Origin of the sequence: Acinetobacter sp. AL9 (assembly GCF_041464035.1) — a bacterium.
Taxonomy (GTDB): domain Bacteria; phylum Pseudomonadota; class Gammaproteobacteria; order Pseudomonadales; family Moraxellaceae; genus Acinetobacter; species Acinetobacter towneri.
The window spans coordinates 1-21,729 of record NZ_JAYFSK010000027.1 but is presented as its reverse complement, the minus strand read 5'-3'; the positions used below and the strand labels follow the sequence as shown (position 1 = coordinate 21,729).

General features: G+C 40.9%; 20 protein-coding genes and 1 rRNA gene. 2 read left to right on the top strand and 19 right to left on the bottom strand.

Features of this window, described 5'->3' with window-relative positions:
* Positions 1-24: 24 nt before the first annotated feature.
* The 5 genes from ACEO2X_RS07915 to ACEO2X_RS07895 form a co-directional block, all read right to left on the bottom strand.
* The gene (locus ACEO2X_RS07915) at positions 25-846 is read right to left on the bottom strand and encodes a class I SAM-dependent methyltransferase (protein ID WP_371971567.1); all 822 of its coding nucleotides are present in this window, start codon (positions 844-846) and stop codon (positions 25-27) included.
* Entirely contained in the window at positions 840-1,664 is an 825-nt protein-coding gene (locus ACEO2X_RS07910) for an undecaprenyl-diphosphate phosphatase (RefSeq protein ID WP_131261915.1), read from the bottom strand. Before ACEO2X_RS07910 ends, ACEO2X_RS07915 begins: the two co-directional genes overlap by 7 nt.
* 12 nt (positions 1,665-1,676) lie before the next feature.
* On the bottom strand, positions 1,677-2,342 hold the full coding sequence (gene tsaB / locus ACEO2X_RS07905; RefSeq protein ID WP_371971565.1) for a tRNA (adenosine(37)-N6)-threonylcarbamoyltransferase complex dimerization subunit type 1 TsaB: 666 nt from the start codon (positions 2,340-2,342) through the stop codon (positions 1,677-1,679).
* Between the two features lie 160 nt (positions 2,343-2,502).
* Positions 2,503-3,033 carry a gamma carbonic anhydrase family protein gene (locus ACEO2X_RS07900; protein WP_225530490.1) on the bottom strand — a complete coding sequence of 177 codons (531 nt, stop codon included), beginning with the start codon at positions 3,031-3,033 and terminating at the stop codon, positions 2,503-2,505.
* 31 nt (positions 3,034-3,064) lie between these two features.
* A complete protein-coding gene (locus ACEO2X_RS07895) occupies positions 3,065-3,661 on the bottom strand; it encodes a CoA pyrophosphatase (RefSeq protein ID WP_179989108.1) in 597 nt (198 codons plus the stop codon).
* A gap of 123 nt (positions 3,662-3,784) precedes the next feature.
* Here ACEO2X_RS07895 and ACEO2X_RS07890 point away from each other — a divergent pair, with 123 nt between their 5' ends.
* Positions 3,785-4,333 (top strand): NUDIX hydrolase, encoded by a 549-nt coding sequence (locus tag ACEO2X_RS07890; protein ID WP_026438436.1) that lies wholly within the window; start codon positions 3,785-3,787, stop codon positions 4,331-4,333.
* Between the two features lie 101 nt (positions 4,334-4,434).
* Here ACEO2X_RS07890 and ACEO2X_RS07885 read toward each other — a convergent pair whose 3' ends face one another.
* The 6 genes from ACEO2X_RS07885 to ACEO2X_RS07860 all read right to left on the bottom strand — a co-directional run bounded on the left by ACEO2X_RS07885 (position 4,435) and on the right by ACEO2X_RS07860 (position 12,704).
* Positions 4,435-6,345 carry a flagellar protein FilF gene (locus ACEO2X_RS07885; RefSeq protein WP_371971562.1) on the bottom strand — a complete coding sequence of 637 codons (1,911 nt, stop codon included), beginning with the start codon at positions 6,343-6,345 and terminating at the stop codon, positions 4,435-4,437.
* A 20-nt stretch (positions 6,346-6,365) separates the two neighbouring features.
* A complete protein-coding gene (gene filE / locus ACEO2X_RS07880) occupies positions 6,366-7,718 on the bottom strand; it encodes a putative pilus assembly protein FilE (RefSeq protein WP_371971561.1) in 1,353 nt (450 codons plus the stop codon).
* Positions 7,712-9,376: an OmpP1/FadL family transporter gene (locus ACEO2X_RS07875; RefSeq protein ID WP_070154334.1), complete on the bottom strand. Its 1,665-nt coding sequence runs from the start codon at positions 9,374-9,376 to the stop codon at positions 7,712-7,714. Before ACEO2X_RS07875 ends, filE begins: the two co-directional genes overlap by 7 nt.
* A 12-nt stretch (positions 9,377-9,388) precedes the next feature.
* The gene (locus ACEO2X_RS07870; protein WP_371971559.1) at positions 9,389-10,519 is read right to left on the bottom strand and encodes a hypothetical protein; all 1,131 of its coding nucleotides are present in this window, start codon (positions 10,517-10,519) and stop codon (positions 9,389-9,391) included.
* A 45-nt stretch (positions 10,520-10,564) separates the two neighbouring features.
* On the bottom strand, positions 10,565-11,398 hold the full coding sequence (locus tag ACEO2X_RS07865; protein WP_096902113.1) for a C39 family peptidase: 834 nt from the start codon (positions 11,396-11,398) through the stop codon (positions 10,565-10,567).
* 193 nt (positions 11,399-11,591) lie between these two features.
* Complete coding sequence (locus ACEO2X_RS07860) at positions 11,592-12,704, bottom strand: DUF6160 family protein (RefSeq protein ID WP_371971558.1); 1,113 nt, start codon at positions 12,702-12,704, stop codon at positions 11,592-11,594.
* Between the two features lie 254 nt (positions 12,705-12,958).
* On the opposite strand from ACEO2X_RS07860, the gene pabB reads away from it, so the two are divergent.
* Complete coding sequence (pabB, locus tag ACEO2X_RS07855) at positions 12,959-14,299, top strand: aminodeoxychorismate synthase component I (protein WP_180111916.1); 1,341 nt, start codon at positions 12,959-12,961, stop codon at positions 14,297-14,299.
* A gap of 65 nt (positions 14,300-14,364) precedes the next feature.
* Here the strand turns inward: pabB and hisC are convergent, their stop codons facing one another.
* The 8 genes from hisC to rrf form a co-directional block, all read right to left on the bottom strand.
* The gene (gene hisC / locus ACEO2X_RS07850; RefSeq protein WP_180052206.1) at positions 14,365-15,453 is read right to left on the bottom strand and encodes a histidinol-phosphate transaminase; all 1,089 of its coding nucleotides are present in this window, start codon (positions 15,451-15,453) and stop codon (positions 14,365-14,367) included.
* A gap of 135 nt (positions 15,454-15,588) precedes the next feature.
* A complete protein-coding gene (hisD, locus tag ACEO2X_RS07845; RefSeq protein WP_179990908.1) occupies positions 15,589-16,893 on the bottom strand; it encodes a histidinol dehydrogenase in 1,305 nt (434 codons plus the stop codon).
* Between the two features lie 186 nt (positions 16,894-17,079).
* Positions 17,080-17,784 carry an ATP phosphoribosyltransferase gene (gene hisG, locus ACEO2X_RS07840; RefSeq protein ID WP_004975201.1) on the bottom strand — a complete coding sequence of 235 codons (705 nt, stop codon included), beginning with the start codon at positions 17,782-17,784 and terminating at the stop codon, positions 17,080-17,082.
* Complete coding sequence (gene murA / locus ACEO2X_RS07835; RefSeq protein ID WP_371971556.1) at positions 17,784-19,040, bottom strand: UDP-N-acetylglucosamine 1-carboxyvinyltransferase; 1,257 nt, start codon at positions 19,038-19,040, stop codon at positions 17,784-17,786. Before murA ends, hisG begins: the two co-directional genes overlap by 1 nt.
* A 7-nt stretch (positions 19,041-19,047) precedes the next feature.
* Positions 19,048-19,299: a BolA family iron metabolism protein IbaG gene (gene ibaG / locus ACEO2X_RS07830; RefSeq protein ID WP_004975198.1), complete on the bottom strand. Its 252-nt coding sequence runs from the start codon at positions 19,297-19,299 to the stop codon at positions 19,048-19,050.
* 138 nt (positions 19,300-19,437) lie between these two features.
* The gene (gene hpf, locus ACEO2X_RS07825) at positions 19,438-19,770 is read right to left on the bottom strand and encodes a ribosome hibernation-promoting factor, HPF/YfiA family (protein WP_004975196.1); all 333 of its coding nucleotides are present in this window, start codon (positions 19,768-19,770) and stop codon (positions 19,438-19,440) included.
* A gap of 166 nt (positions 19,771-19,936) precedes the next feature.
* A complete protein-coding gene (locus tag ACEO2X_RS07820) occupies positions 19,937-21,391 on the bottom strand; it encodes an RNA polymerase factor sigma-54 (RefSeq protein WP_154320393.1) in 1,455 nt (484 codons plus the stop codon).
* A 219-nt stretch (positions 21,392-21,610) separates the two neighbouring features.
* Positions 21,611-21,725 (bottom strand): 5S ribosomal RNA (gene rrf / locus ACEO2X_RS07815).
* Positions 21,726-21,729 lie beyond the last annotated feature (4 nt).

The following is a 21,729-nucleotide window of genomic DNA, read 5'->3' as shown; positions in this document are numbered from 1 at the left end:
TGCCACTGCTTTAGTGGTAGAAATCTACCCATTGTTCAAATTTGCTTGGAAATAGGCATCAAATCGGCAAGCATCACCCTGCCATTGATGTGTGGTTTCCTGCCCCGCCAAAAATACAGCCAAACGTGGGCGCTTCACCACAACACGTTTGGTAATTTGCTGTGCCAAACCCAGTAAATGATCACCTAAATCCATTTCGCCATCTTCAGGTAACAGCAAATGTAATAACTGCATTTGTTTTTTGACTTGTGCCTGCTTTTTCTGCGCCTGTTGATGTTGATCTCGCTGCGGAAACATCGGGTCTAAATACACCACATCAACTATTTTGCCTTGTGCCACACAGTCCCGTAAATAATCTGCTGAATCTGTAAAAACCAACTGGATACGGGCAACAACACTTGCTAAAAAAGGATCATCTGCGGCTTGGCGTTTAGCATCCTCCAACAAAGTAAAAAGAATAGGATGACGCTCCAACAACGTGACCTGAGCACCCAAGTGTGCCATGAGTAAGCTGTCGTGTCCTAATCCTGCCGTAGCATCAATTAGGCTTGGTTTTTCCGACAAATTACAGGCACGAGCAATCATTTCCGATTTTAAAGAGGCACGTTTCAATCGCCCAACTTCAGCTTTCCAATCGGGTTGCATTTTCATGCCATTGGCACACAACCACAGCCCTTCAGCATCTACACACAATGCCAATTCAGGGTTCAAACGCAAAAAACGCGCATTGAGTTTTTCTACTGTTTCAATGCACGTTTGCACGCCTCTAGACAAAAGCACAGCAGAATAATGCTGTGCTTGAGTGAGCCACTCGGCTTCGGTGTATAAGCGAAGTTCGCTTACCATAGTTTCCAGCCTGTGAATGCGAACAATAAAATGATTAAACCTGAAGCAATACGATACCAAGCAAAAATCATAAAATCTTGCTTAGCCACATACGCCACCAATGCACGGATCAGCAAAAGTGCGGAAACAAAAGAAACGATGATCCCGAAGCTGAGCACGGTCCAATCTTCAGTAGTTTGGAATACATCATAGCTTTGGTACAAGTCGAGTAATCCTGCGCCAATAATGACAGGAATCCCCAAAAAGAAGGAAAACTCGGTTGCTGCTTTACGCGATACACCCAAGAACATCGCGCCAATAATAGTTGCACCTGAACGCGAAGTCCCCGGAATCAGCGACAATACCTGAATTAGACCAATCCAAATCGCATCTCGATAAGTTAGTTCTTCAACCTCATGGGCACGTACTTGTGGTGGATGTTTTTCAATCCACATAATAATAAAACCGCCAATAATCAAACCAATCGCCACGGCAACATCATTAAAGAGTAATTCTTTTACAGTCTGCCCAAAGGTCAATCCAATCAAAATAATTGGAATAGATGCCATAATCAGACCAAAGCCCAAGCGTCGACCTTTTTCTTCGCCAGTAAACATGCCTGTGGCTGCGCCCCATAGACGTGTCCAGTACTCATATATGACCGCTGCAATTGCTCCCATTTGAATGGCAATCACAAATACATCGCTTTTTTCTTTGGTCCAAAAGTCCATTAGCTCTGCAGCGAGAATCAAATGTCCTGTGCTAGAAATGGGTAGAAATTCGGTAATCCCTTCTACAATACCCATAATTGCCGCTTTGAGCAGCAGTAAAAGATCCATAAATAACCCTAATTATGCCTTGCCTTGTTCTGGAATTTTTTTCCAAGCATTGTCACGTAAATAGACAGGCAATGCTTGTTCTGCGCTGACCCATTGCTGTTGCTGTGCACAGACGCGTGCAATAGTAGCAATATCTTGTGCGGTTGCACTTAAGCCTTTGTATTGTATTTGTTCTTGATCAATTAGACCTGCACCAGAACCGACCAATTGAAAGCGTACCGTCTGTATAGCATCGCTATAATTCAATAATTGTTCCTGATCAACCGCCTGCATAATCCCTTGTGCATCTAGCTCAAAACTGGCGATATACACTTCATTCATGCGTGCATCCAACACAGCTGTAACCGCAGTTAATCCTTCAAGACGATAAGCCGCCTGCGCCAATGCCTGCAAAGTCGATACAGGAATTACAGGCACATCATGTGACCACGCCAAAGCCTGCGTAACTGCCGCATTAATTCGCACACCGCTAAAAGAACCTGGGCCACGGCTAAAGGCAATTGCAGTCAGATCAGCCGTACTGATTTGAGTTTCAGCAAAGCCTTGCTCAATCATTGGTAAGATGGTTTGCGTTTGTGCTTTTGCTCGCGCATCTAATTGAAAAAAGAGTTCCTGTGTTTCATCTACAATCGAAACGGAACACTGCTCATTGGCAGTTTCCAATGCCAGCAATTTCATGCACAACCTTCAAGGAGTAAATATCAAAAATTGGCGTTATGATACTCCACTCCTGAAATTCACGCGAGGATTTACATGCCTTAGATTGCAATTCCTGAGTATAAAATTCTATGTAATTACAGCTAAAAAATGCGTTTGACTAAACGATGCAAATTCTATTTTAGAGTGTTGCAGGCTCTAGGTTTACAAAATGCTGAAAATGTTCAGCATAGTGCAGCGCACTCATTTTTAAACGTGCTTCTGCAGACTCATCCAAAGTCTTAACCACTTTACCGGGAGAACCCATCACCACAGAATTATCGGGAATCACTTTCCCTTCAGGAATTAAAGCATTGGCACCAATAATACAGTTTTTACCAATCACCGCATGATTCAGCACCACTGCATTAATACCAATCAGGGTGTTATCGCCCACGGTACAACCATGTAACATCGCCAGATGTCCAATAGTCACATAATCACCAATCTGCATTTCAATACCTGCATCGGTGTGCAATACAGCATTTTCCTGAACATTGCTAAAATTACCCAATTTGATTTTACTGTTATCGGCACGTATCACAGCCCCAAACCAAATACTGACTTTCTGCCCCAACTCAACCTGACCAATGACCGTGGCATTATCCGCCACCCAACCATCCCACGGTTGCTGCATGGCTTTAGGCGCATATCCTTTAAATTTATACAACATGGTTCCTTCCTATCCTCACATCAAAATTTTTCTATTTCTTAAATGTTGGTGAATTTAACAAAAACGGCCATTCTTTACGATAATCCAAACCATATTCAAATAAAGACACCAACATCCGCGCTGTTAAACCCCAAACCACTTCATCTTCAACCTGCATGCTCGGAAAATATAATTTTTGTTGTGCAAAGCTCACTTCATACGGCGTTGGTGGCGCTTCCATCAAATGCTGTAAAGAAGCAAAAAAGATCCGATCAATTTCTGAAGGTTGTGCAATTAGTTCTACTTTTGGGGGAATCAGCCCCACCACAGGTTTAACCAACATTCCATTACGGGCTTTTTGCATTGGCAAGTCACCAATCAACTGCACTTCAAATGGATTTAATGCGGTTTCTTCCTGCGCTTCACGCAATGCCACCACAATATTACTGGTATCTTGCGGATCGCGTTTTCCGCCAGGGAAAGATACCTCACCCGCGTGATTGTTGAGTAAGGTAGAACGGCGGGTTAGCAATACCTTAGGATCAGACTCATCAGTAATGGCAATCAATACCGCTGCATGCGCTTCCATGAACGTTTTAGAAAAGCGCAAACGTTGCTGTAATAGATGCGTGAGCGAATGATCAATCATGCCTTATAATTCTCCTTGTCTAAGTTTTCATCATAGCTGAAATAGGTGGGCAATAGATAGAGAGGATGCCAAAGTTGAAATTTTCAGTTATTCTGAGAACTCCCTTCAACAATGACGATCACTATGAACTTTTGTGGAAATTGTGGACAAAAAACAACAACGAAAATTCCGCTTGGCGATCAGCAATTACGTCAAGTGTGTAGCGCATGTGGCAATATTCACTATGTCAATCCAAAAGTCATTTGTGGTGCATTGGTCGTTTGGGAAAATAAAGTATTGTTGTGTCGTCGTGCAATTGAACCACGCTATGGTTTGTGGACTTTACCCGCAGGCTATATGGAAATGTTTGAAACCATGGAGCAAGGTTCTGCCCGTGAAACCCGCGAAGAAGCCGAAGCGGAAATTGAAATCGAACAACTTTATTGCATGTATAACATTCCACGGATTGGGCAAATTTATGTGCTGTTCAAAGCTCAATTGTTGAATGGTCAATTTGGTGCAGGTGAAGAAACCATCGAATCACGCTTGTTTAGTGAAGATGAAATTCCGTGGTCTGAATTGGCTTTCCCAAGTGTAGAACGTACTTTACAACACTACTTTGCAGATCGAAAAAACAATCATTTTACGACCCACTTAGAAACCTTAGGTTCACGTACAGATCATACGGGTTAAAAACCCCACATGATGTTCATTTGAATCAAGCTAAAATTCGAATAATAAATAGCCCACTCTAAAGTGGGCTATTTTCATCACTATGTCACCTAAAATTAATGCTAAATACGCACTTTATTTGGGTTATAACACTCAGCAACATCTAGACTTACAGCTCCACCTTGGGCTTTCACCAAAGCTTTATCTGCATCAGTTGCTAAAGCAGGGTTTTGAGCCACGTAAGTTGCAAGTTGCGCATGATAAATATTGCTCCACTTCACTGTTGAGCCATTGAAATCAGACAATGTAATACGTGTAGAGTTGGCTGCAACTAAATTGCCAATATTGGCACGTGCACCGCCCACCACTTGACCATTTCCACCTTCAACCGCTTCAATTTTGGTATTCAAACCAATGACTGCGCCATCAAGTTTATGAAATTTTGGATTGGCTAAAATCATACGTAAAGTGACTGCTTTATTGTCGATATCGGTTGCACCTAACACACCTATACGGTATTGCTGCACACCATTTGTATCAACATATTCAGCACCAGACTGACGAATTGCTGCACACTGACCAGACATATCGGTTTCTGTGGCATTTGGTGCTATATCTGTACGAATATTGCCATCCTCATCTAAAACAACACCTAATTTGATGCTATCTGTAGTCGTTCCGCCATCAAAATTAAAGGTCAAGGTTGCATAAATTGGGAAAATATAGCGACTGCCTAAAGGTACATTTTTCTGGGTTTTAAAAACGCGATTATCCAAAAAGTTCACAGAAAAGAATTTATAGGCATCAAAAGAACCTTTGAACTGATCGGTACCTATGGTTTGTTGCCATTGACCATAATCTGCAGGATTCGCTGTTGTAGATTTGGTCAATAATTTATAAAAACCTTCCGTGCCTGCAATTAAATAATCATTAAACACCTTACCTTGGGTAATTTTAAAATCATCAGCCGCATTGTCATTCACACTAAAACGGAATGGCCCCTGAATACGTTTATTCAATGGGTTGACCCATGTGGTTTGTGCTACTGCTACCATACGCTCAGGACGTACTTTACGAATCAATTCACCACTCACCGTTAAAATTGGGTTGGTCGTGTTTGCAGACACCGCACCTTTCCATTGCATACCATAACCGAAGGTATATCCAGAACGGTCTGTGATTAGTTGATATTGCCCAATGAGGTGTTTCAAATCTGCGACCGTAGATTTACAGTCTGCCAAATTACAGCCATATAAACCTTGTGGTAATTGTGAATCTTCTTTGGCTAAAATTGGATAGTTAGCTTGATAAGATGCCGAGTTATTCATGTAAACCAAGGTGTTTAATGCTTGATAAGCATCATCTTGAGATACCTGTGACACATCTACCCACGGGCGTAAAATACTGGCATAAGCCCCTGAACGATAGTCACCAACCTCAACGGACTCAGCAATATTTGCCAATTGTTCTTTTTTGAGTGTCGTAATCGTTAAAGGCTGAATATCACCTGCAATGGTTCCTCCACCCTCAACAGAAAGTGCTTGTAGCAAGCGTACAATTGCAGTCGCGACCTGTATCGTTTCGTCACTACTACTTAAACTCGTTGCTTGGCGTCCTGTTAATCCACGTGCCATATCTAACACACTTAAACGTGGATAACCCGCGCCTGCAGTACTGACCATTCCAATATCAGACAATGATACTGTGCCTAAATCAATATATTGATTGGTCTTTTCCTGAATAAAGAAGTGGACTTTATCTCCTTCACTACATTTACCTGTTGCCGCATTACTTTTCGGCTCAATCATGGTGATGTAGGTTTTACTGGTATCACTGCTACAGGTAAAATTCAAACCATCCACAGGATAATCCAATGCAAATTCCACGCAGTTTTTTGCTGTACTGGCACAACTTCCATTGATATACGCCACAGCATTAGGCTCTGGATTAATATTGGCACTTTCTCCACCACAGCCACTCAATGCCGCCATCAATGCTGTCGTTGCAAAAGGTAAAATATGTCTTGTTTTCATCCTGAATTCTCTTATTGTTGTTAGCGTATCGCAATGAGTTTTAATTGCCCTTGATTACTGAGCGCGCGATGTTCCATATCCACTGCAGAAGCCAATGGCGTTAATAATACATAGTGGCTATTTTTTGGAAGTTGCAGCATACCTTCTATTACCTCGTGTCGTAAGACATTGCCTGCAGTATCCTGATTTCTAAAACCACCTGCACCTTCAATCACACAGCCTTTTTGATCCAGAAAAACCACAAAAGGCCAATAAAAGGTAGGTTGATTTTGCTTCGTAGCATAAGAGTTGATTTGAATATTTTGAATATTGCCTTCTAACTTCACCAATTCATAATCAAATTTTTCGGTTAAGGGAGCTCTAGGCCACAAATTTAAATCTTGTTGTGCTTTTAAGGTTTTAGCTTTATTTTTTTTGCTTTCAGCAAAACATTGCTGCCCCAAACCCTCAATTGCTTCAGCTTGATTAACACGATAATAGTCTGCAGCCAAAACAATGGCTTGAGGTTCAGCAACCGATTGCTTTTTAAATAATTTATTGAGAATGGAACGGCTTACACCACGTTCACGTTCGACCACTTGCATGCGAGTACCGCCGCCATTTTTTGTGTCAATCATGCCTTCTGGCATACTGTAAAAGCGTTTTTTTCCTTCTAAATTAAACTCCTGATCTTCCAAATACTCACTTTTAACATACTGTTCACCCGCCATCTCCATAAAACCCGTTTGTTGGGCAGATGTATGCGATGCTTGATCTGGTGTTTTTTTAGAGACAGACACTGTGGATGGATCAATCGCAAATTGCTGAGGAAGCTGTTGTAACCCCTCTAACACAGATGGTTTAACAGCAACTTTGTTGATCATCACTTCTTTAGTGAATCCTGTTTGATGAACAGATTCCGCACTGGAAATTTCTTGCTGCGCTGCATTTGGCTCAGTGTGTGATGCACGCAATGATGAGTTCTCTTTGCTTTGACTGGCCTGATTTTGTGACATAGCGGATTGTTCTGAGATATTCGGCTTAGACTGATTCAGTTGCTTGCTCGCCTGAACAGAAATATTTTTAGATACCTGAACGGATGTTTGAGCAGTTATCTGCTGTACTTGATGCACCTTGTCTTGCTTAAACTGGTCTTGTTGTTGGTTTTCTTGTAGTTGCTTTTGTTGGACTTGCTTTTGCTGTTGTGCGGTTTCCAACGCCTGTATCGTTTGCTTTTTTTCTGCAGCATTACGCTGCACCACAATTGGACGACCATCTGGTCCAATAATGGTGTAAAACTGATTCGCGTAACACACCGATCCCATACTGAAAATCAGTGTGAGTATCGACTTTGAAAATAAAGTCCGTTTTATTTTCCGTACTGAACTTACCATCGTGTTCTATAACTCAATCCAAGAATTGTAATTTTTGTATCCGTTTTCACATTCAAACCCGCATAAGGGTTTAACAGCAGGTTATTCACACCTTCCTTATTGGCTAAGCTACTGGTATTGGCTGGAATTTTATCCTTACTTTGTAAAAAGCCGATGGATAAATCAAGGTCTGTATCTGCATCAAAACGATATCCCACACCCAGACCGAATAAACGTGCATTATTAATTGGTACCATGGTGTTACGCTTATTGTCAGGAATCGCACTACCACGTGGTTCATAACCCGCACGCAGTTTTAAACGGTCTGTGGCTGAATATTCGATGCCAACACCCCAGTTCCACGGTGACTTAAACTCTAATGGCAAAGCTAAACTGTCATCAGACACATGCTCCGAAAGCAATTTTGCAATTTTTAATGCCGAGATTTGACGGTCAAACTCGAATTTGAATTTATCCCATGCTTTATAGTCAGTCCAGCCCACATCAAAATTGACTTGTAAATCAGGCATGACTTTATATTTTATCCCCGCTTGAAAGTGCGCAGGATATTCAAAATCCATAGAAACCAAACCAGACTCACTGGCTGGAATATAACTTGGGAAACCTAAAATTGCCGCTAAAATCTGACCTGTTGGTGAAGACATCAAACCATTAATTAACTCACGCGGTGCTTTCGAGTTATCAATATGATATTTGCCCTTTAAGCGCATTTTAGCTGCACTCTGATACACCATACCAAAGCTAAAATCTTCTGTCGGTTCCCACAAAATACCCAAGTTATAACTCGGGCTTAAACTTTGCTCAACCGCCAGTTGCATTTGCCCAAAACGGGAAAATGGATTCATGCCTTCTTCGGCATTACAAATCCCGAGCAACAAAATATCGGTGATGATATTGGCGTTTTCTTTAAATGGCGTACAGACCACTTCATCCACCATACGTAACATCCCGATCAGTTCATTCGGGAAGCGTAAATCGGTATTCATGGCGATGGCTTGGTAAGACATCCCTATTGACGCACCGACTGACAATTCATCATTGACTTGATAGGCGATAGATGGAGAAAGATAAGTAATACGCTCTAAGGCAACCTGTTGTCCCATAAAGTTACCAGGGTTACCATTTTCGGCACCAAAGCCCGCAATCAGCGGTGCATATAATGCCGTTGCAAAGGTCACTTTGGAACCAGGTGGATTATAAGCAATACCGTTGGTTGGCGCGGCCAGCGGCATGCCCTTACCCAAATCGACAAATTTTTTCAGAATCGGGACATACAGCGTTGGATATTCTACATCGGCTTGTACTGTACCTTTAAAATCGGTACAAAAATCGGCCAAAATTTCTGGCCCATCGTTACACACCACAGGGTCATCAGAATAACCAAATACGTCATAACCTGCTGGAACGGAAAGCTCACGCTGTACATCAAAATGTGCCAACACCCCTTGCACATCTGTTTGCAAACCTTCAATCTTGGTCAGTGCAGCAGGGTTAAAGTGAATCGCACTAATACCAGGAGGATCTGCAGTGACCGCATTCCCCATAGTCAAAGAACGAATATCGACAGATAAGTTTTGTCCAAGCTGCGCAAAAGCAGCCCCTGAACAGCCCGACAGTATAATTGCAGTCACTAACGGGCGAAGTCGTATCATTTTCATGCGACTAGCCTCTTAGCGAATTTTTTTACCGAAACCGAGAATATCCAGTGGGAATGACAAACCAAGTGATACGTCTGGCGCGTCTTCGGTCAGACCGATTCCTACCGTACCATTCACAATGGTTTCAGGTGAAACGCGAACGCCTAATGAAATAGCTAAAGTCGCACTGGTCTGGTCTGCAGGCGAATAGCTTTCACCTCCTTCATAAAAAAACTCAGAACCTGTATTAAAGCTTTGCTGATAAGACATGGTCATCGAGACATCGTAGTTAAACGAATATGCAAAACCAAAAGCAAAACCACCACTAATACCTGGCTCAAATTCTTCAATTATACGTCTACCGCGAATTTGATTGAGACCGCTTTCTTTAAAACCATAGTTGGCTGAAGCAGAAGCAAACAATACAACTGGGTCAATATACTTACGCGTACTTGCACCGATGCCTGCAGAGTAGTAACCCTTACCTGTTGATAAATCTTTAACAGGATTAATCTCGTAAGGACTATCCCCCGTTTTGGTCGATAAATTTGCGAATAAAATTAAAGGTAAACGCCCCGCTTTTAATGGGAATGGCTCCCAACGTGCACCTAAAGAAATATCCCCCAAGCCTGCTGCCGTGGCATCTTTTAACAAGTCTGACTTTGCAACCAATGGTACAGAAGCAGATAAAGTTAAATTGTCACGCAAACCATATTGTGCGGTGAAGGTGTTAGTTAATGCGTGGGACGCATTTTCTTGCACACGAAGCTGATACAACTGACCTTGAGCCATTTCAAGGTCGAGCTGCGTATCACGATGATAGGTATAATCAATATCATAATAAGATGAAATATCACCTTGTTTCATGAGCGAGTATTGACGCTCATTCGAGGTAAACACTTCCTCTAAATTCGCCTCTTTGGTTGCGTCGCCCTCTTGCTGTTGCAATGCAGAAGATGCTGCTTGTGCACCATTTGCAGCGACAACCGCACTATTTGTTTCAGCACTTGTATCTGCAGTTGATGCTGCTGTATCTGATACTTCTGCCTGTTCAGTTGTGGTTTCATATTCCCCTAATTGCGGCTCCTCTGCGGCATAAGCCACCCCAAATACCATTTGAATACTGAGAGCCAATAAGGTTTTATTCATCCATTTACGATCCATGATTTACCCCTTCCATTTTTATTTTTGTATTTCGTGAACAACTGATTATTTGTTTTTGTAGTAGAGTCTTAAAAAACGATGCTCGTACTGTCCGTAATTTTCAGAATCTTTATTTACATTACGCTCTAGACGTATTGTCGATGCTTTATCGGCTATTTTTTCCATCGCAAATTGTGGATATTGAATATCAACAAAGGCATAACGATTCACTGTTGCGTCTTCCACATGACGCAAGTCTTTTTCTTGTAATGCCAACATAGTTTGACGATTTTGCGGTGCGACATTAATTAGAAATAAGGTGTTATTTTCCCAGACTTCCTTAAAGCGTTCTTCATCGAAACTGATATTGCCTAATGCAGGGTCTGCCACATAGACACGTCCATTTTTATATGCCTTATACACCACAAAATGTTTAAAACCTGCATAGGAAATCGGCACAATTGCAGGCTGCCCTTGTTTCACTAAATCCGAAAACTCCCCGCGATATCCACCACTTTCCATGCCCAAAGCTGCGACAAAGCGCTTCATATCCAATAGCGAAAAACTACGACGTTCAATAATTCGGTCGTATTCTCCATAACGCAGCAAGCCACTCATGGTTTGTTGCTCGTTTAATTGTGTTCCTACATAACCATTCAGCAAGGTTGTTAAAGCTGCAGAACCACAACTGTAGTCATAGGCTTGGCGCACAATTCCGCGAAATTGATCTTCTAAAGCAGGTTTAATTTGCACAGGCTCTCTGTGCATACGGGTAAAGGAATTATTTCTAGAATCCAAAGTTTCTGTGTAACGCACAGTTTCAGGATGCTGTTCTTTTAAATCAAAGGCTTGTGTGGCAGCGTAATAGATCAATGCCGAGCCCAAAGCGATCTCTAACATATATTTTTACTTTTTAATTCTCGGCAATACCTGCCTAATATTTTTATTTTAGAGTTTTCACTCTACTTCCTTGTATTTAGAAAGATACTCGTTTTATAGAAAAAAAAAAGGGCTTTCTATATTTTTTTTGCGAACTCATCAGTTTATTTGTAAAAAAAAGCGCGTGAATTCACGCGCTTTTTCAGTTTTTAAATTAGTGACCAGAAATGGTGATAACAGCACCCTTCGTGTAGCTACCCTGAGAAGTACTGTAGTAAGTTTGAAGACCTTGAACTTCCATATCACCAATAGAAGCAGCAGTACGACTACCTAAATGGATACCTTTAATATATTGGTCTTTGGCACCAGTGTCATTGCTTACAATGCGAATATGCGCAGCCTTACCAAGAGTAGTACCACCGCCAACATAAGCATCATTAAATACTTGGATATCTTGATTTAGGGTCAAGTCTTTACTAGCTGCATCCGCAATTTTAATGCTTTCAATAAAGATTTCACCCGCTTCCTTCGTTGTCACAGCTGTTGGATTGCCACCAACATTTACAGAACCAACTGCTTTGCCTTTAGTTGAGTTATCCAAAATACCTAAGTTTTTAATTTCTAAACCACCAATCATTTTGGTATTCAATTTAACCATTGCACCTTGTGGCGCTGCGCCTAATTGGATGTTGGCATCCATTTTACCTGTTTTTAAAGTTAAACCAGATAAAATTGCATTATAGTTAGTATCATCATTACCACGGCGGATAGAGGTTGTACTTGTATTTTCAGCATTTGATGCAGATACACCAATTTCACCAATCTTGATATCTAAGCCTGATACTTGAGCCGCAACATTAATAAATGCACCACCTGTAGCACTTGTACCTGCATCCGTATCAATAACCAAGTCTGCTAAGTTACGAGAAGCTAACAAGTAATTGCCGTTATCATCGTAGTTTGCACCAATCACAATACCATGCTTTTCGTTTGCATCTCCAGAAATACCATTGCCCTTGACAACAATTGCACCAGCTTTGTTTGTGCCGCCTAAAGAACCGATAGCAGCTGGTGTACCAGGAGTTACAACATCACCATTCGCATCTAAGACAGGGGCAACAGCTGCCTTACCACCATCACTTACCAAACCATCATTATCATGGATTAAAAGTTTTTCGATTTCGATTTTAGAAATACCAATCCCGATGCTTAAACCATCTTGACCAGTAGTTGCGCTTAATGCAGTATCGTCCATTGCCTGCATTGCCATTGCATTTGTCGTTAACGCAATTGATGATACCAAAGCAAGTTTAGTAAATTTTTTCATCTTGTTACTCTCCCGAGAGTATTATTTTTTTGGTTTTACCACTCAGTGCTAGTAATTGTTTTTTATTTGATGAGGACAACACTAACACACATTCCTTGAGTAGTCGGTTTGCACATACAAAGGTATATCTGAGTTATTTTTTGTTCAACTGCTGTTTGTCGCAATCCACATCTTACCGACAAACGGTTATTTGCTTTTTATCTGCTGCAATCATGTAAAATAGCCTTTTAAAATCTCTCAGCTGTTTACGCTTTATGTCCTATCCTACTCATTTTAAAAAATTATTCTGTGAACCTGAATATGAGGCTGCAAGAATTTTGCAAGCTTTGGCAGCACTTTCACATTGTATTTATTTGCAAAATAATGGAAAGGCACGTATTGCTTTTTTGGCTGAACGCTATTGTGTGCAGCAAAACCATCAACATTTTTACTTTCAAAAAACGGCATTGGATCAATATGAATTAAGTCCAACTCAATTAGATTTAACAGCTCATCTCGGTGCTTTAGAAGATGCTGACACCGCCCCATTTTGCAGTGTAATGGGGTTTGTTTCGTATGATGCAGCAGCACAGCAACACATCAATATGCAGTCTCGTCCCCAGCCAAGTATTTTTTTAGGTCAATTTAAAAGCTATTTACAGCAAGAAACTGATGGCTGGTATTTTTATAGTTCAGACGATGCTTCTACTCAAATCTTTGATTTTATTTTAAATTTATATACTCAATCAACCATAATTGAACAGTTCCAATTAAGCCAAAAGTGTCAAGCCCGCTGGAATTTCACAGATTACCAACGCGCCTTTCAACATGTTCAAGACTATATAGTGGCAGGAGATTGTTATCAAATTAATCTTACGCAAGAGTTTAGCGCTGAGGCTCAAGGTCAACTTTTAGAGACTGCAGCTCAGTTTTGGCAACTGACCAATGCACCTTATGCAGGTTATTTACGTATTGGTGATTTTGAAATTTTAAGTTGTTCGCCCGAACTCTTTATCGATTTTGAGGAAAATCGAAAAATTACCACAAAACCCATTAAGGGCACGATGCCACGTTATGGCGATCCTGAATTAGACCGACAATCGAAACAACAATTAAGTGAATCTAAAAAAGATCAGGCCGAAAATGTGATGATTGTGGATTTATTACGTAATGATTTAAGTGTTTATGCCGAAACTGGCAGCGTCAAAACGCCAAAGTTATTCAATATTGAATCCTTTAACCAAGTGCATCACATGGTCAGTGAAGTGACTGCAACACTAAAAGCCGAGATGAATCCTTTTGATGTGTTGATGTCTGCCTTACCAGGAGGCTCAATCACAGGCGCGCCGAAAATTCGTGCCATGCAAATTATAGATGAACTCGAAGGTGCAGCACGTGGCGCCTATTGCGGCTCTATGGGTTATTTTGATGCCGATGGAACGGGTTCTTGGAATATCCTGATCCGTTCTATTCAGAAATATCAGCAAGATGTTTCATTATGGGCTGGTGGTGGCGTCACGATTGCATCTGTTTGTGAAGCAGAATATCAAGAATGTTTTGACAAGGTTTCAGCGATGTTGGACTTATTGAACCGCTGGTACAAACCTGCGCAATAGCATGTCGCAAAACAAAAAAAGCGAGTGAATTCAATGCTTCACTCGCCTCTACGATATTTTAACAATTAAGCCAAAATATCGTATTTTAAAGTATCTACTAAGCGTTGATTTTGATCATCTGTACCAATAGTAATGCGCAAATATTGATTGATGCGTGGTTTATTAAAATAACGCACAATAATACCGCGTTCACGTAATGCTGCAGCTAATTCACCCGCATCCTGTTGAGGATGTGATGCAAAAATAAAGTTGGCGTGTGATGGCAATATCTTAAAGCCCAAGCTCGTTAAATCCGTCACCAATTTCTCACGGCTTGCAATAACTTTTTGGCATTGTGCTTCAAAATACGCCTGATCTTGAAAAGATGCCACCGCTGCTGCAATCGCAAAACGATCCATTGGATAGGAGTTAAAACTATTTTTCACGGCTTCCAGTGCGGCAATTAAATGCGGTTGCGCAATCGCAAAACCAACACGTAAACCTGCCAAAGAACGTGATTTAGATGTGGTTTGACACACCACAAGATTATCGTACTTTTCTACCAATTTTACTGCAGACTCTGCACCAAAATCGACATAAGCCTCATCAATCACCACCACTGAATTTGGATTGGCCTGTAAAATTTCTTCAATCGCACTTAAACCCAAAGCAATACTGGTCGGTGCATTCGGATTGGCGATGATGATGCCGCCATTGGCTTGCTTATAATCATCAACCACAATTTCAAAATCATCATTTAAAGGCAAAATTTTAGTTTTTACCCCAAAAAATTGACTATATACAGGGTAAAAACTATAGCTGATATCTGGATACAGTAACGGCTGTTCCTGAACAAAAAAAGCCTTAAAAATATGTGCAAGGACTTCATCTGAACCATTGCCAACAAAGACATTTCCAACAGCTACATTTTGCTGTTTCGCAATGGCTTGCTTAAGCTCAGACGCATCTGGATCTGGATATAAACGCAGTGCATCTGCCGAGTTTTCTAAAACCTTTTGCACCGCTTCCACCACTTTAGGCGAAGGTGGATACGGGTTTTCATTGGTATTCAATTTTAATAAATTTTGAATTTTTGGCTGCTCACCCGGTACATAAGGCTCTAGCTCACGTACTTCAGGGCTCCAAAAACGCATTTGTTCTGCTGTGATATTCATTTTGTATTCTCTTTAAACCCTCTCCTAACCTCTCCCAAAGGGAGAGGAATTTTCATTACTAAAGACACAAAATTTGTGTGGTTTAAATTCCCCTCTCTTTATTAGGAGAGGGTCAGGGAGAGGTTGTAATGCTATTTATGATTGATAACGATAACGTGCTGATCGTGCATGCGCATCCAGATTTTCCTGCTTCGCTAAAATATCAGCGGTTTTCGCCAAACTTTTCACGCCCTCAGCTGAACACATAATCAGACTTGAGCGTTTTTGGAAATCGTAAACACCCAATGGCGATGAAAAACGTGCTGTACCCGACGTTGGTAATACGTGGTTTGGCCCTGCACAATAATCACCAATAGCTTCTGGTGTATAGCGCCCCATAAAGATCGCACCCGCATGACGAATTTCTTCTGCCATCACTTGTGGATCATCCATACACAACTCCAAGTGTTCGGGCGCAACTTGGTTGATCAATTCAATCGCCTCTTGACGATCTTTGACTAAGATCAATGCACCACGATTTGCAATAGAAGTGCGGGCAATTTCAGCTTTAGGCAAATTCGCCAAGTGCTGTTCAATCGCTTGTTCAACCTGATTCAGCAATTGCGCATCTGGTGTAATAAAAATAGATTGTGCAACCGTGTCGTGCTCGGCTTGGGAAAGTAAATCCATCGCCAACCATTCAGGATTATTTTCACCTTCGGCATAAACCAAAATTTCGGATGGCCCTGCAATCATATCAATGCCGACCTGACCAAACACAGCACGTTTTGCAGCTGCCACAAAGCGATTACCCGGCCCCGTAATTTTATCTACCGAAGGGATAGTTTCTGTACCATACGCCAACGCAGCAACGGCTTGCGCGCCGCCAATGGTAAATACACGAGTCACCCCTGCCAAATATGCAGCAGCCAAAACCAATGGATTGAGTTCACCATTCGGTGCAGGCACCACCATAATAATTTCAGGCACGCCAGCAACATGCGCAGGTACAGCATTCATAAGCACTGAAGATGGATAAGACGCCAAACCACCTGGCACATAAATACCAACACGGTCTAATGGTGTGACTTTTTGCCCGAGTGTATTGCCCAAAGCATCAACATAAGTCCAACCATCCTGCTTTTGCGCTTGGTGAAATTCACGAATACGTGCAGCAGCCAATTCCAAAGCTTCACGAACTTCGTTATCTAAAGCATCAAATGCGGCTTTCAGTTGTTCTTGACTTAACTCAAGTTCTGAAAATTGATGCGCTGGATGTCGATCGAACTGTTGAGTGAGTTTAAGAACCTGAGCATCACCGTGCTGACGCACATCAGCAATAATTTGATCTACAGTTTTTAAAAGTTCAGGATCACTGACAGTTTCAAAAGCCAACAAGTCTGCAAAGGCTTGTTTAAAGCTTTGATCTTGAGTCGATAAACGTCGCATCAATTTACCCACAAGGTTTGATAGAAAAGTTTAGTTTACCTTGTTTCTAGGGCTTTGTGGGAATCTATACATGGCGAAAGCAGTATGTTTTGATGGAAATTCACGTTCGAAATCATTCAAGAACAGAATCATGCACGAACATAAAAAAACCGCCATTGAATGACGGTTTTTTGAGAAGGCAGGATGATGGATACAAAGTTAAGCAGATTGTTTTGCCAACTCTCGTTCTGCCACAGCTTTTTCAAGTTGTGCCAAAATTGGATTGAGCAAATCTTGCTTGCGCTTAAAACTGGCTTTATTGACAATTAAACGTGAAGATACTTTACAGATTTCTTCTAGCGGCTCTAAACCGTTGGCACGTAAAGTATTACCTGTATCAACCACATCGACAATGTAATCACCCAAACCGACCAATGGTGCTAATTCCATTGAGCCATAGAGTTTAATGACATCAACCTGCTCACCTAAGCTGGCATAATATTGACGGGTCAAATTCACATATTTAGTGGCAATTTTTAAACGACCTTTGGGACGCTGCATACCAACTTTGCCCGCAGTCATTAATTTACAATTGGCAATTTTCAGATCCAGCGGCTCATATACATTTTGAGCGCCATGCTCCATCAGCACGTCTTTACCCGCAACCCCAATATCTGCCGCACCATTTTCAACATAAGTTGGTACATCAGAGGCACGTAAAATTAAAATACGCACTTGTTTATGTGTGGTTGGGAAAATCAACTTACGTGATTTATCTGGATCTTCCAGTAAATTAATTCCCGCAGTTTCTAATAAAGGCAAAGTTTCTTTTAAAATTCGCCCCTTACTTAATGCCAAAGTTAAACCATGATCAAAATTGCCCATGACGTCAAAATTTGGATCATCGTTTCTCATGTCATTCATCAATTTACTCGCTTAATTTGGGCGCCTAAACCTTGTAACTTTTGTTCTACATTTTCATAACCGCGATCAATGTGATAAATACGGTCAATCAATGTTTCCCCTTCTGCCGCCAATGCTGCCAATACTAAAGAGAACGATGCACGTAAATCCGTTGCCATCACAGGTGCAGCAGATAATTTTTCCACCCCTGTCACGACAGCATCGTTGCCTTCAACCTGAATATTGGCACCCATACGTGACAACTCTGGGACATGCATAAAACGGTTTTCGAAAATTGTTTCAGAAATTGTTGCAAAACCACGGCCTATCGCATTCACAGCCATCAATTGTGCCTGCATATCGGTTGGAAACTCAGGGTGTGGCAACGTTCTAAAACTTACTGCTTTAGGACGTTTACCAGTCATATCCAACTCGATCCAGTCGTCCCCGCGTGTGACTTCTGCACCCATTTCTTCAAACTTGTCTAATACAGATTCCAATAATGCAGGATCTGTATGCGTGGTTTTCACCTTACCGCCCGTAATTGCAGCAGCAGCTAAATATGAACCTGTTTCAATACGGTCAGCGACTACTGAATATTCACAACCATGCAAATGCTCAACACCAGTTACCACTAAAGTATCTGTATCTAGGCCTTCAATTTTAGCGCCCATCTTAATCAGCATTTGTGCTAAATCGGTAATTTCTGGTTCACGTGCAGCATTACGAATGGTAGTCACACCTTCTGCTAGCACTGCAGCCATGAGGATGTTTTCAGTCCCCCCCACAGTCACCATATCAAAAACCACTTCAGCACCTTTTAAGCGCCCGTTGACTTTGGCATTTACATAACCATTTTCGACTTCAATTTCTGCGCCTAACGCTTCGAGTGCTTTAAGATGTTGATCGACAGGACGTGAACCAATTGCACAACCACCTGGCAAAGATACTTTTGCACTACCATAGCGCGCGACCAATGGGCCAAGCACCAAAATAGAAGCACGCATGGTTTTTACCAATTCATAAGGTGCAAATTTGTTGTCCAACGTTGATGTATCTGCAATGACTGTATCGCCTTCATAAGACATTTTAATGCCCAAGCCTGCGATCAACTTCACCAAGGTATTTACATCTTTTAAATTTGGAACATTTTTCAATGTAATTGGCGTTTCTGCAAGAATCATTGCAGCAAGAAGTGGCAAGGCTGCATTTTTTGCACCAGAAATACGCACTTCACCTTCGAGCTTATTACCGCCCTGAATTAAAAATTTATCCATTAAATTATTAAGCTCCAAATAAGCTTGCTTTACGCCATTCTTCTTGTGTCATTGCACGAATTGTAACCGCATGAACTTCACCGCTGGCAATATAGCTATTCAATGGTGCATACACTGCTTGTTGACGAGCAACAGGACGCTTACCTTCAAACTGATTATCTACAATACGAAGATCAAACTTGCCGCCTTGCCCACTTACAGCAACTTCAGCCTCTGGAAAAGCAGCTTTTAAAATTTCAGTGAGCTGTTCACTATTCATCACAAAGACCTCTTATAGGACCAACGGTGTAAAAACCTGTCATTTTACTATAAATAGAAAAAATAATTCATTAATCCTATACATTATCGCAATAAAAAAAGAGGTTTATCCAAAACCTCTTTTTAAATCACATTTTAACTAGATGGCTAAAGGCTGATAATCCAACTGCATCTTCCGATGTTTCTCTAACTGACGTTTTAATTTTTCTGTCATCATCTTAATTGAAGTATACATATCATCTGCACTAGCCTGCGCAAAAAGCTCCGTTCCAGGTAAACGAATAATCGCTTCTGCAATATGATTGGCGCTGCCTTTTTTAGAATGTTTATCGATTTGATGATCTTTACTTAATTTCACCTGCATACTATTGACCTGATCCAGATGTTTGGTCATTTGTGCAAATTTAAGTCGAATATTTTCTTCAATTGCAGGGGTGATAGCTAAGTGATGTCCACGAATTGTTATTTGCATAATTCTATCCCTCACCTTCATTAGGATTAGGAAGGCATAGTTCACATGATTGATTGCCAAATAACAGATCACTGTAGCGGTCACTTTAAATCATGTCTAACTATTCCTTCAAAAAAAATTCATTATTTGGTCATAATGAATCCTTAGAATAGACCAATTTTAAAAATTAGATCAAGACTTTTCGTTCAGAAGATGACGGAATATTTAATGACTCACGATATTTCGCAACTGTTCGGCGTGCTACATCAATTCCCTCTTCCTTAAGAAGGTTTGCAATTGTGTTGTCTGACAAAGGTTTACGTGGATTTTCCTCTGCAATTAATTTTTTTATCTTGGCGCGAATCGCAGTTGAGGATGCTTCTCCACCTGAACTTGTTCCAACATGACTTGAAAAGAAATATTTCAATTCAAATAAACCACGTGGAGTTAACATATATTTATTAGTGGTCACCCGTGAAACTGTAGATTCATGCAACTCCACCTCATCGGCAACATCACGCAAAATCAACGGTTTCATTCCTTCAGCACCAATTTCTAAAAATTCACGTTGATGTTGCACAATGCAGGTTGCGACTTTTAATAAAGTTTTATGACGCTCATCGACACTTTTAATAAAGTTTTTTGCATCCAACATTTGATTGCGCAAATATTGATTGTCTTCGCTTTGATCTGCGCGTTTAATCATATTGGCATAAAATGAATTGATTCTAAGCTTCGGTACAACATCAGGATTCAGCTGCACCTGCCAATGGTCCTGCTTTTTACTGACCACTACATCTGGAATTTGATAATCTGACTCCTGATCTTCAAATGCTGTACCAGGATGCGCTTTCAAGGTTTTTAATAAAGCCACTGCATGCTGTAGCTGATCTGCGCTTAAACCCGTTTGCTTAATTAACTTGGCTAAATCATTCGAAATTAATAACTCATAATGCTGCAAGAGTTGCAGTGCTTCCTGCCGATAAGGCACATCTGTAGCCAAACTTTCAAGCTGAATAGATAAACATTCCGCCAAATTACGCGAACCAATACCAATCGGCTCTAAACGCTGAATATGTTTCAAAACCACCAAAACTTCATCGTCTTCAACTTCATCTTCGTATTCCATGGAGATCAATAAATGTTGCACAGATGTAGTGATTTCAGATATTTCACAATCCAAGAAACCATTGTCATCCAAAGCATCAACAATACAATAGGCAATGAGCTGCTCGACTTGAGAAAAATGCAACAGATTGATTTGTTGCATCATGTGCTCTTTTAAACCTAAATGTCCCTGACGATTATCCTCGCGCTCTTCATATTCCGCTGCTCCCAAACTCGTGGGTAAATGAGTGTACACATCATCCCAGTCTGTATCGACAGGCAAGTCATTCGGTAGATGATCTGCATTTAATTCTTTAGTCAAATCCTTTTGATCATGCTCTTGCTCTTCTAAGGTGGATAAACTTTCGACACTACTTTGTTCTTCGACTTTTTCTAATAAGGGATTACTGTCCAACTGAATTTGAACTTCTTGTTCAAGTTCCAAGCTCGAAAGTTGAAGCAAACGAATGGCTTGTTGTAACTGCGGTGTCAGTGACAAGGAGTTTGCAACTTTTAATCCAACCGATAACTTCATTTTCACCCACTCTTTTAAATTTATGTTTTTCAACAACTTAACATATAAGTTTTTGATAAGCAATTTCTATGCCGTTTTATTAGGTATAGCACAAATTTATCAAAAGACATAAAGATTTTAATCAGAAGTTCTATTCAATTTATTATTGTTTTTCTAACTTTATTTTCTCTCTTGCATAAAAAAACACCCCCAACATTTGTTGAGGGTGTTTGAATAATGAGCTGGCGATGACTTACTCTCACATGGGTAACCCCACACTACCATCAGCGCGAAGAGGTTTCACTTCTGAGTTCGGGAAGGGATCAGGTGGTTCACTCTTGCTATGGTCGCCAGCACAA

Coding starts and splice junctions, on each gene's coding strand:
- ACEO2X_RS07870 (WP_371971559.1), bottom strand. CDS start 10,519: ATGGATCGTAAATGGATGAATAAAACCTTATTGGCTCTCAGTATTCAA.
- ACEO2X_RS07860 (WP_371971558.1), bottom strand. CDS start 12,704: ATGAAAAAATTTACTAAACTTGCTTTGGTATCATCAATTGCGTTAACG.
- hisC (WP_180052206.1), bottom strand. CDS start 15,453: ATGAATATCACAGCAGAACAAATGCGTTTTTGGAGCCCTGAAGTACGT.
- ACEO2X_RS07820 (WP_154320393.1), bottom strand. CDS start 21,391: ATGAAGTTATCGGTTGGATTAAAAGTTGCAAACTCCTTGTCACTGACA.
- ACEO2X_RS07915 (WP_371971567.1), bottom strand. CDS start 846: ATGGTAAGCGAACTTCGCTTATACACCGAAGCCGAGTGGCTCACTCAA.
- tsaB (WP_371971565.1), bottom strand. CDS start 2,342: ATGAAATTGCTGGCATTGGAAACTGCCAATGAGCAGTGTTCCGTTTCG.
- ACEO2X_RS07910 (WP_131261915.1), bottom strand. CDS start 1,664: ATGGATCTTTTACTGCTGCTCAAAGCGGCAATTATGGGTATTGTAGAA.
- pabB (WP_180111916.1), top strand. CDS start 12,959: ATGTCCTATCCTACTCATTTTAAAAAATTATTCTGTGAACCTGAATAT.
- ACEO2X_RS07900 (WP_225530490.1), bottom strand. CDS start 3,033: ATGTTGTATAAATTTAAAGGATATGCGCCTAAAGCCATGCAGCAACCG.
- filE (WP_371971561.1), bottom strand. CDS start 7,718: ATGGTAAGTTCAGTACGGAAAATAAAACGGACTTTATTTTCAAAGTCG.
- hisG (WP_004975201.1), bottom strand. CDS start 17,784: ATGAATGACATGAGAAACGATGATCCAAATTTTGACGTCATGGGCAAT.
- ACEO2X_RS07875 (WP_070154334.1), bottom strand. CDS start 9,376: ATGAAAATGATACGACTTCGCCCGTTAGTGACTGCAATTATACTGTCG.
- hpf (WP_004975196.1), bottom strand. CDS start 19,770: ATGCAAATAACAATTCGTGGACATCACTTAGCTATCACCCCTGCAATT.
- ACEO2X_RS07865 (WP_096902113.1), bottom strand. CDS start 11,398: ATGTTAGAGATCGCTTTGGGCTCGGCATTGATCTATTACGCTGCCACA.
- ACEO2X_RS07890 (WP_026438436.1), top strand. CDS start 3,785: ATGAACTTTTGTGGAAATTGTGGACAAAAAACAACAACGAAAATTCCG.
- ACEO2X_RS07885 (WP_371971562.1), bottom strand. CDS start 6,345: ATGAAAACAAGACATATTTTACCTTTTGCAACGACAGCATTGATGGCG.
- ACEO2X_RS07895 (WP_179989108.1), bottom strand. CDS start 3,661: ATGATTGATCATTCGCTCACGCATCTATTACAGCAACGTTTGCGCTTT.
- murA (WP_371971556.1), bottom strand. CDS start 19,040: ATGGATAAATTTTTAATTCAGGGCGGTAATAAGCTCGAAGGTGAAGTG.
- ibaG (WP_004975198.1), bottom strand. CDS start 19,299: ATGAATAGTGAACAGCTCACTGAAATTTTAAAAGCTGCTTTTCCAGAG.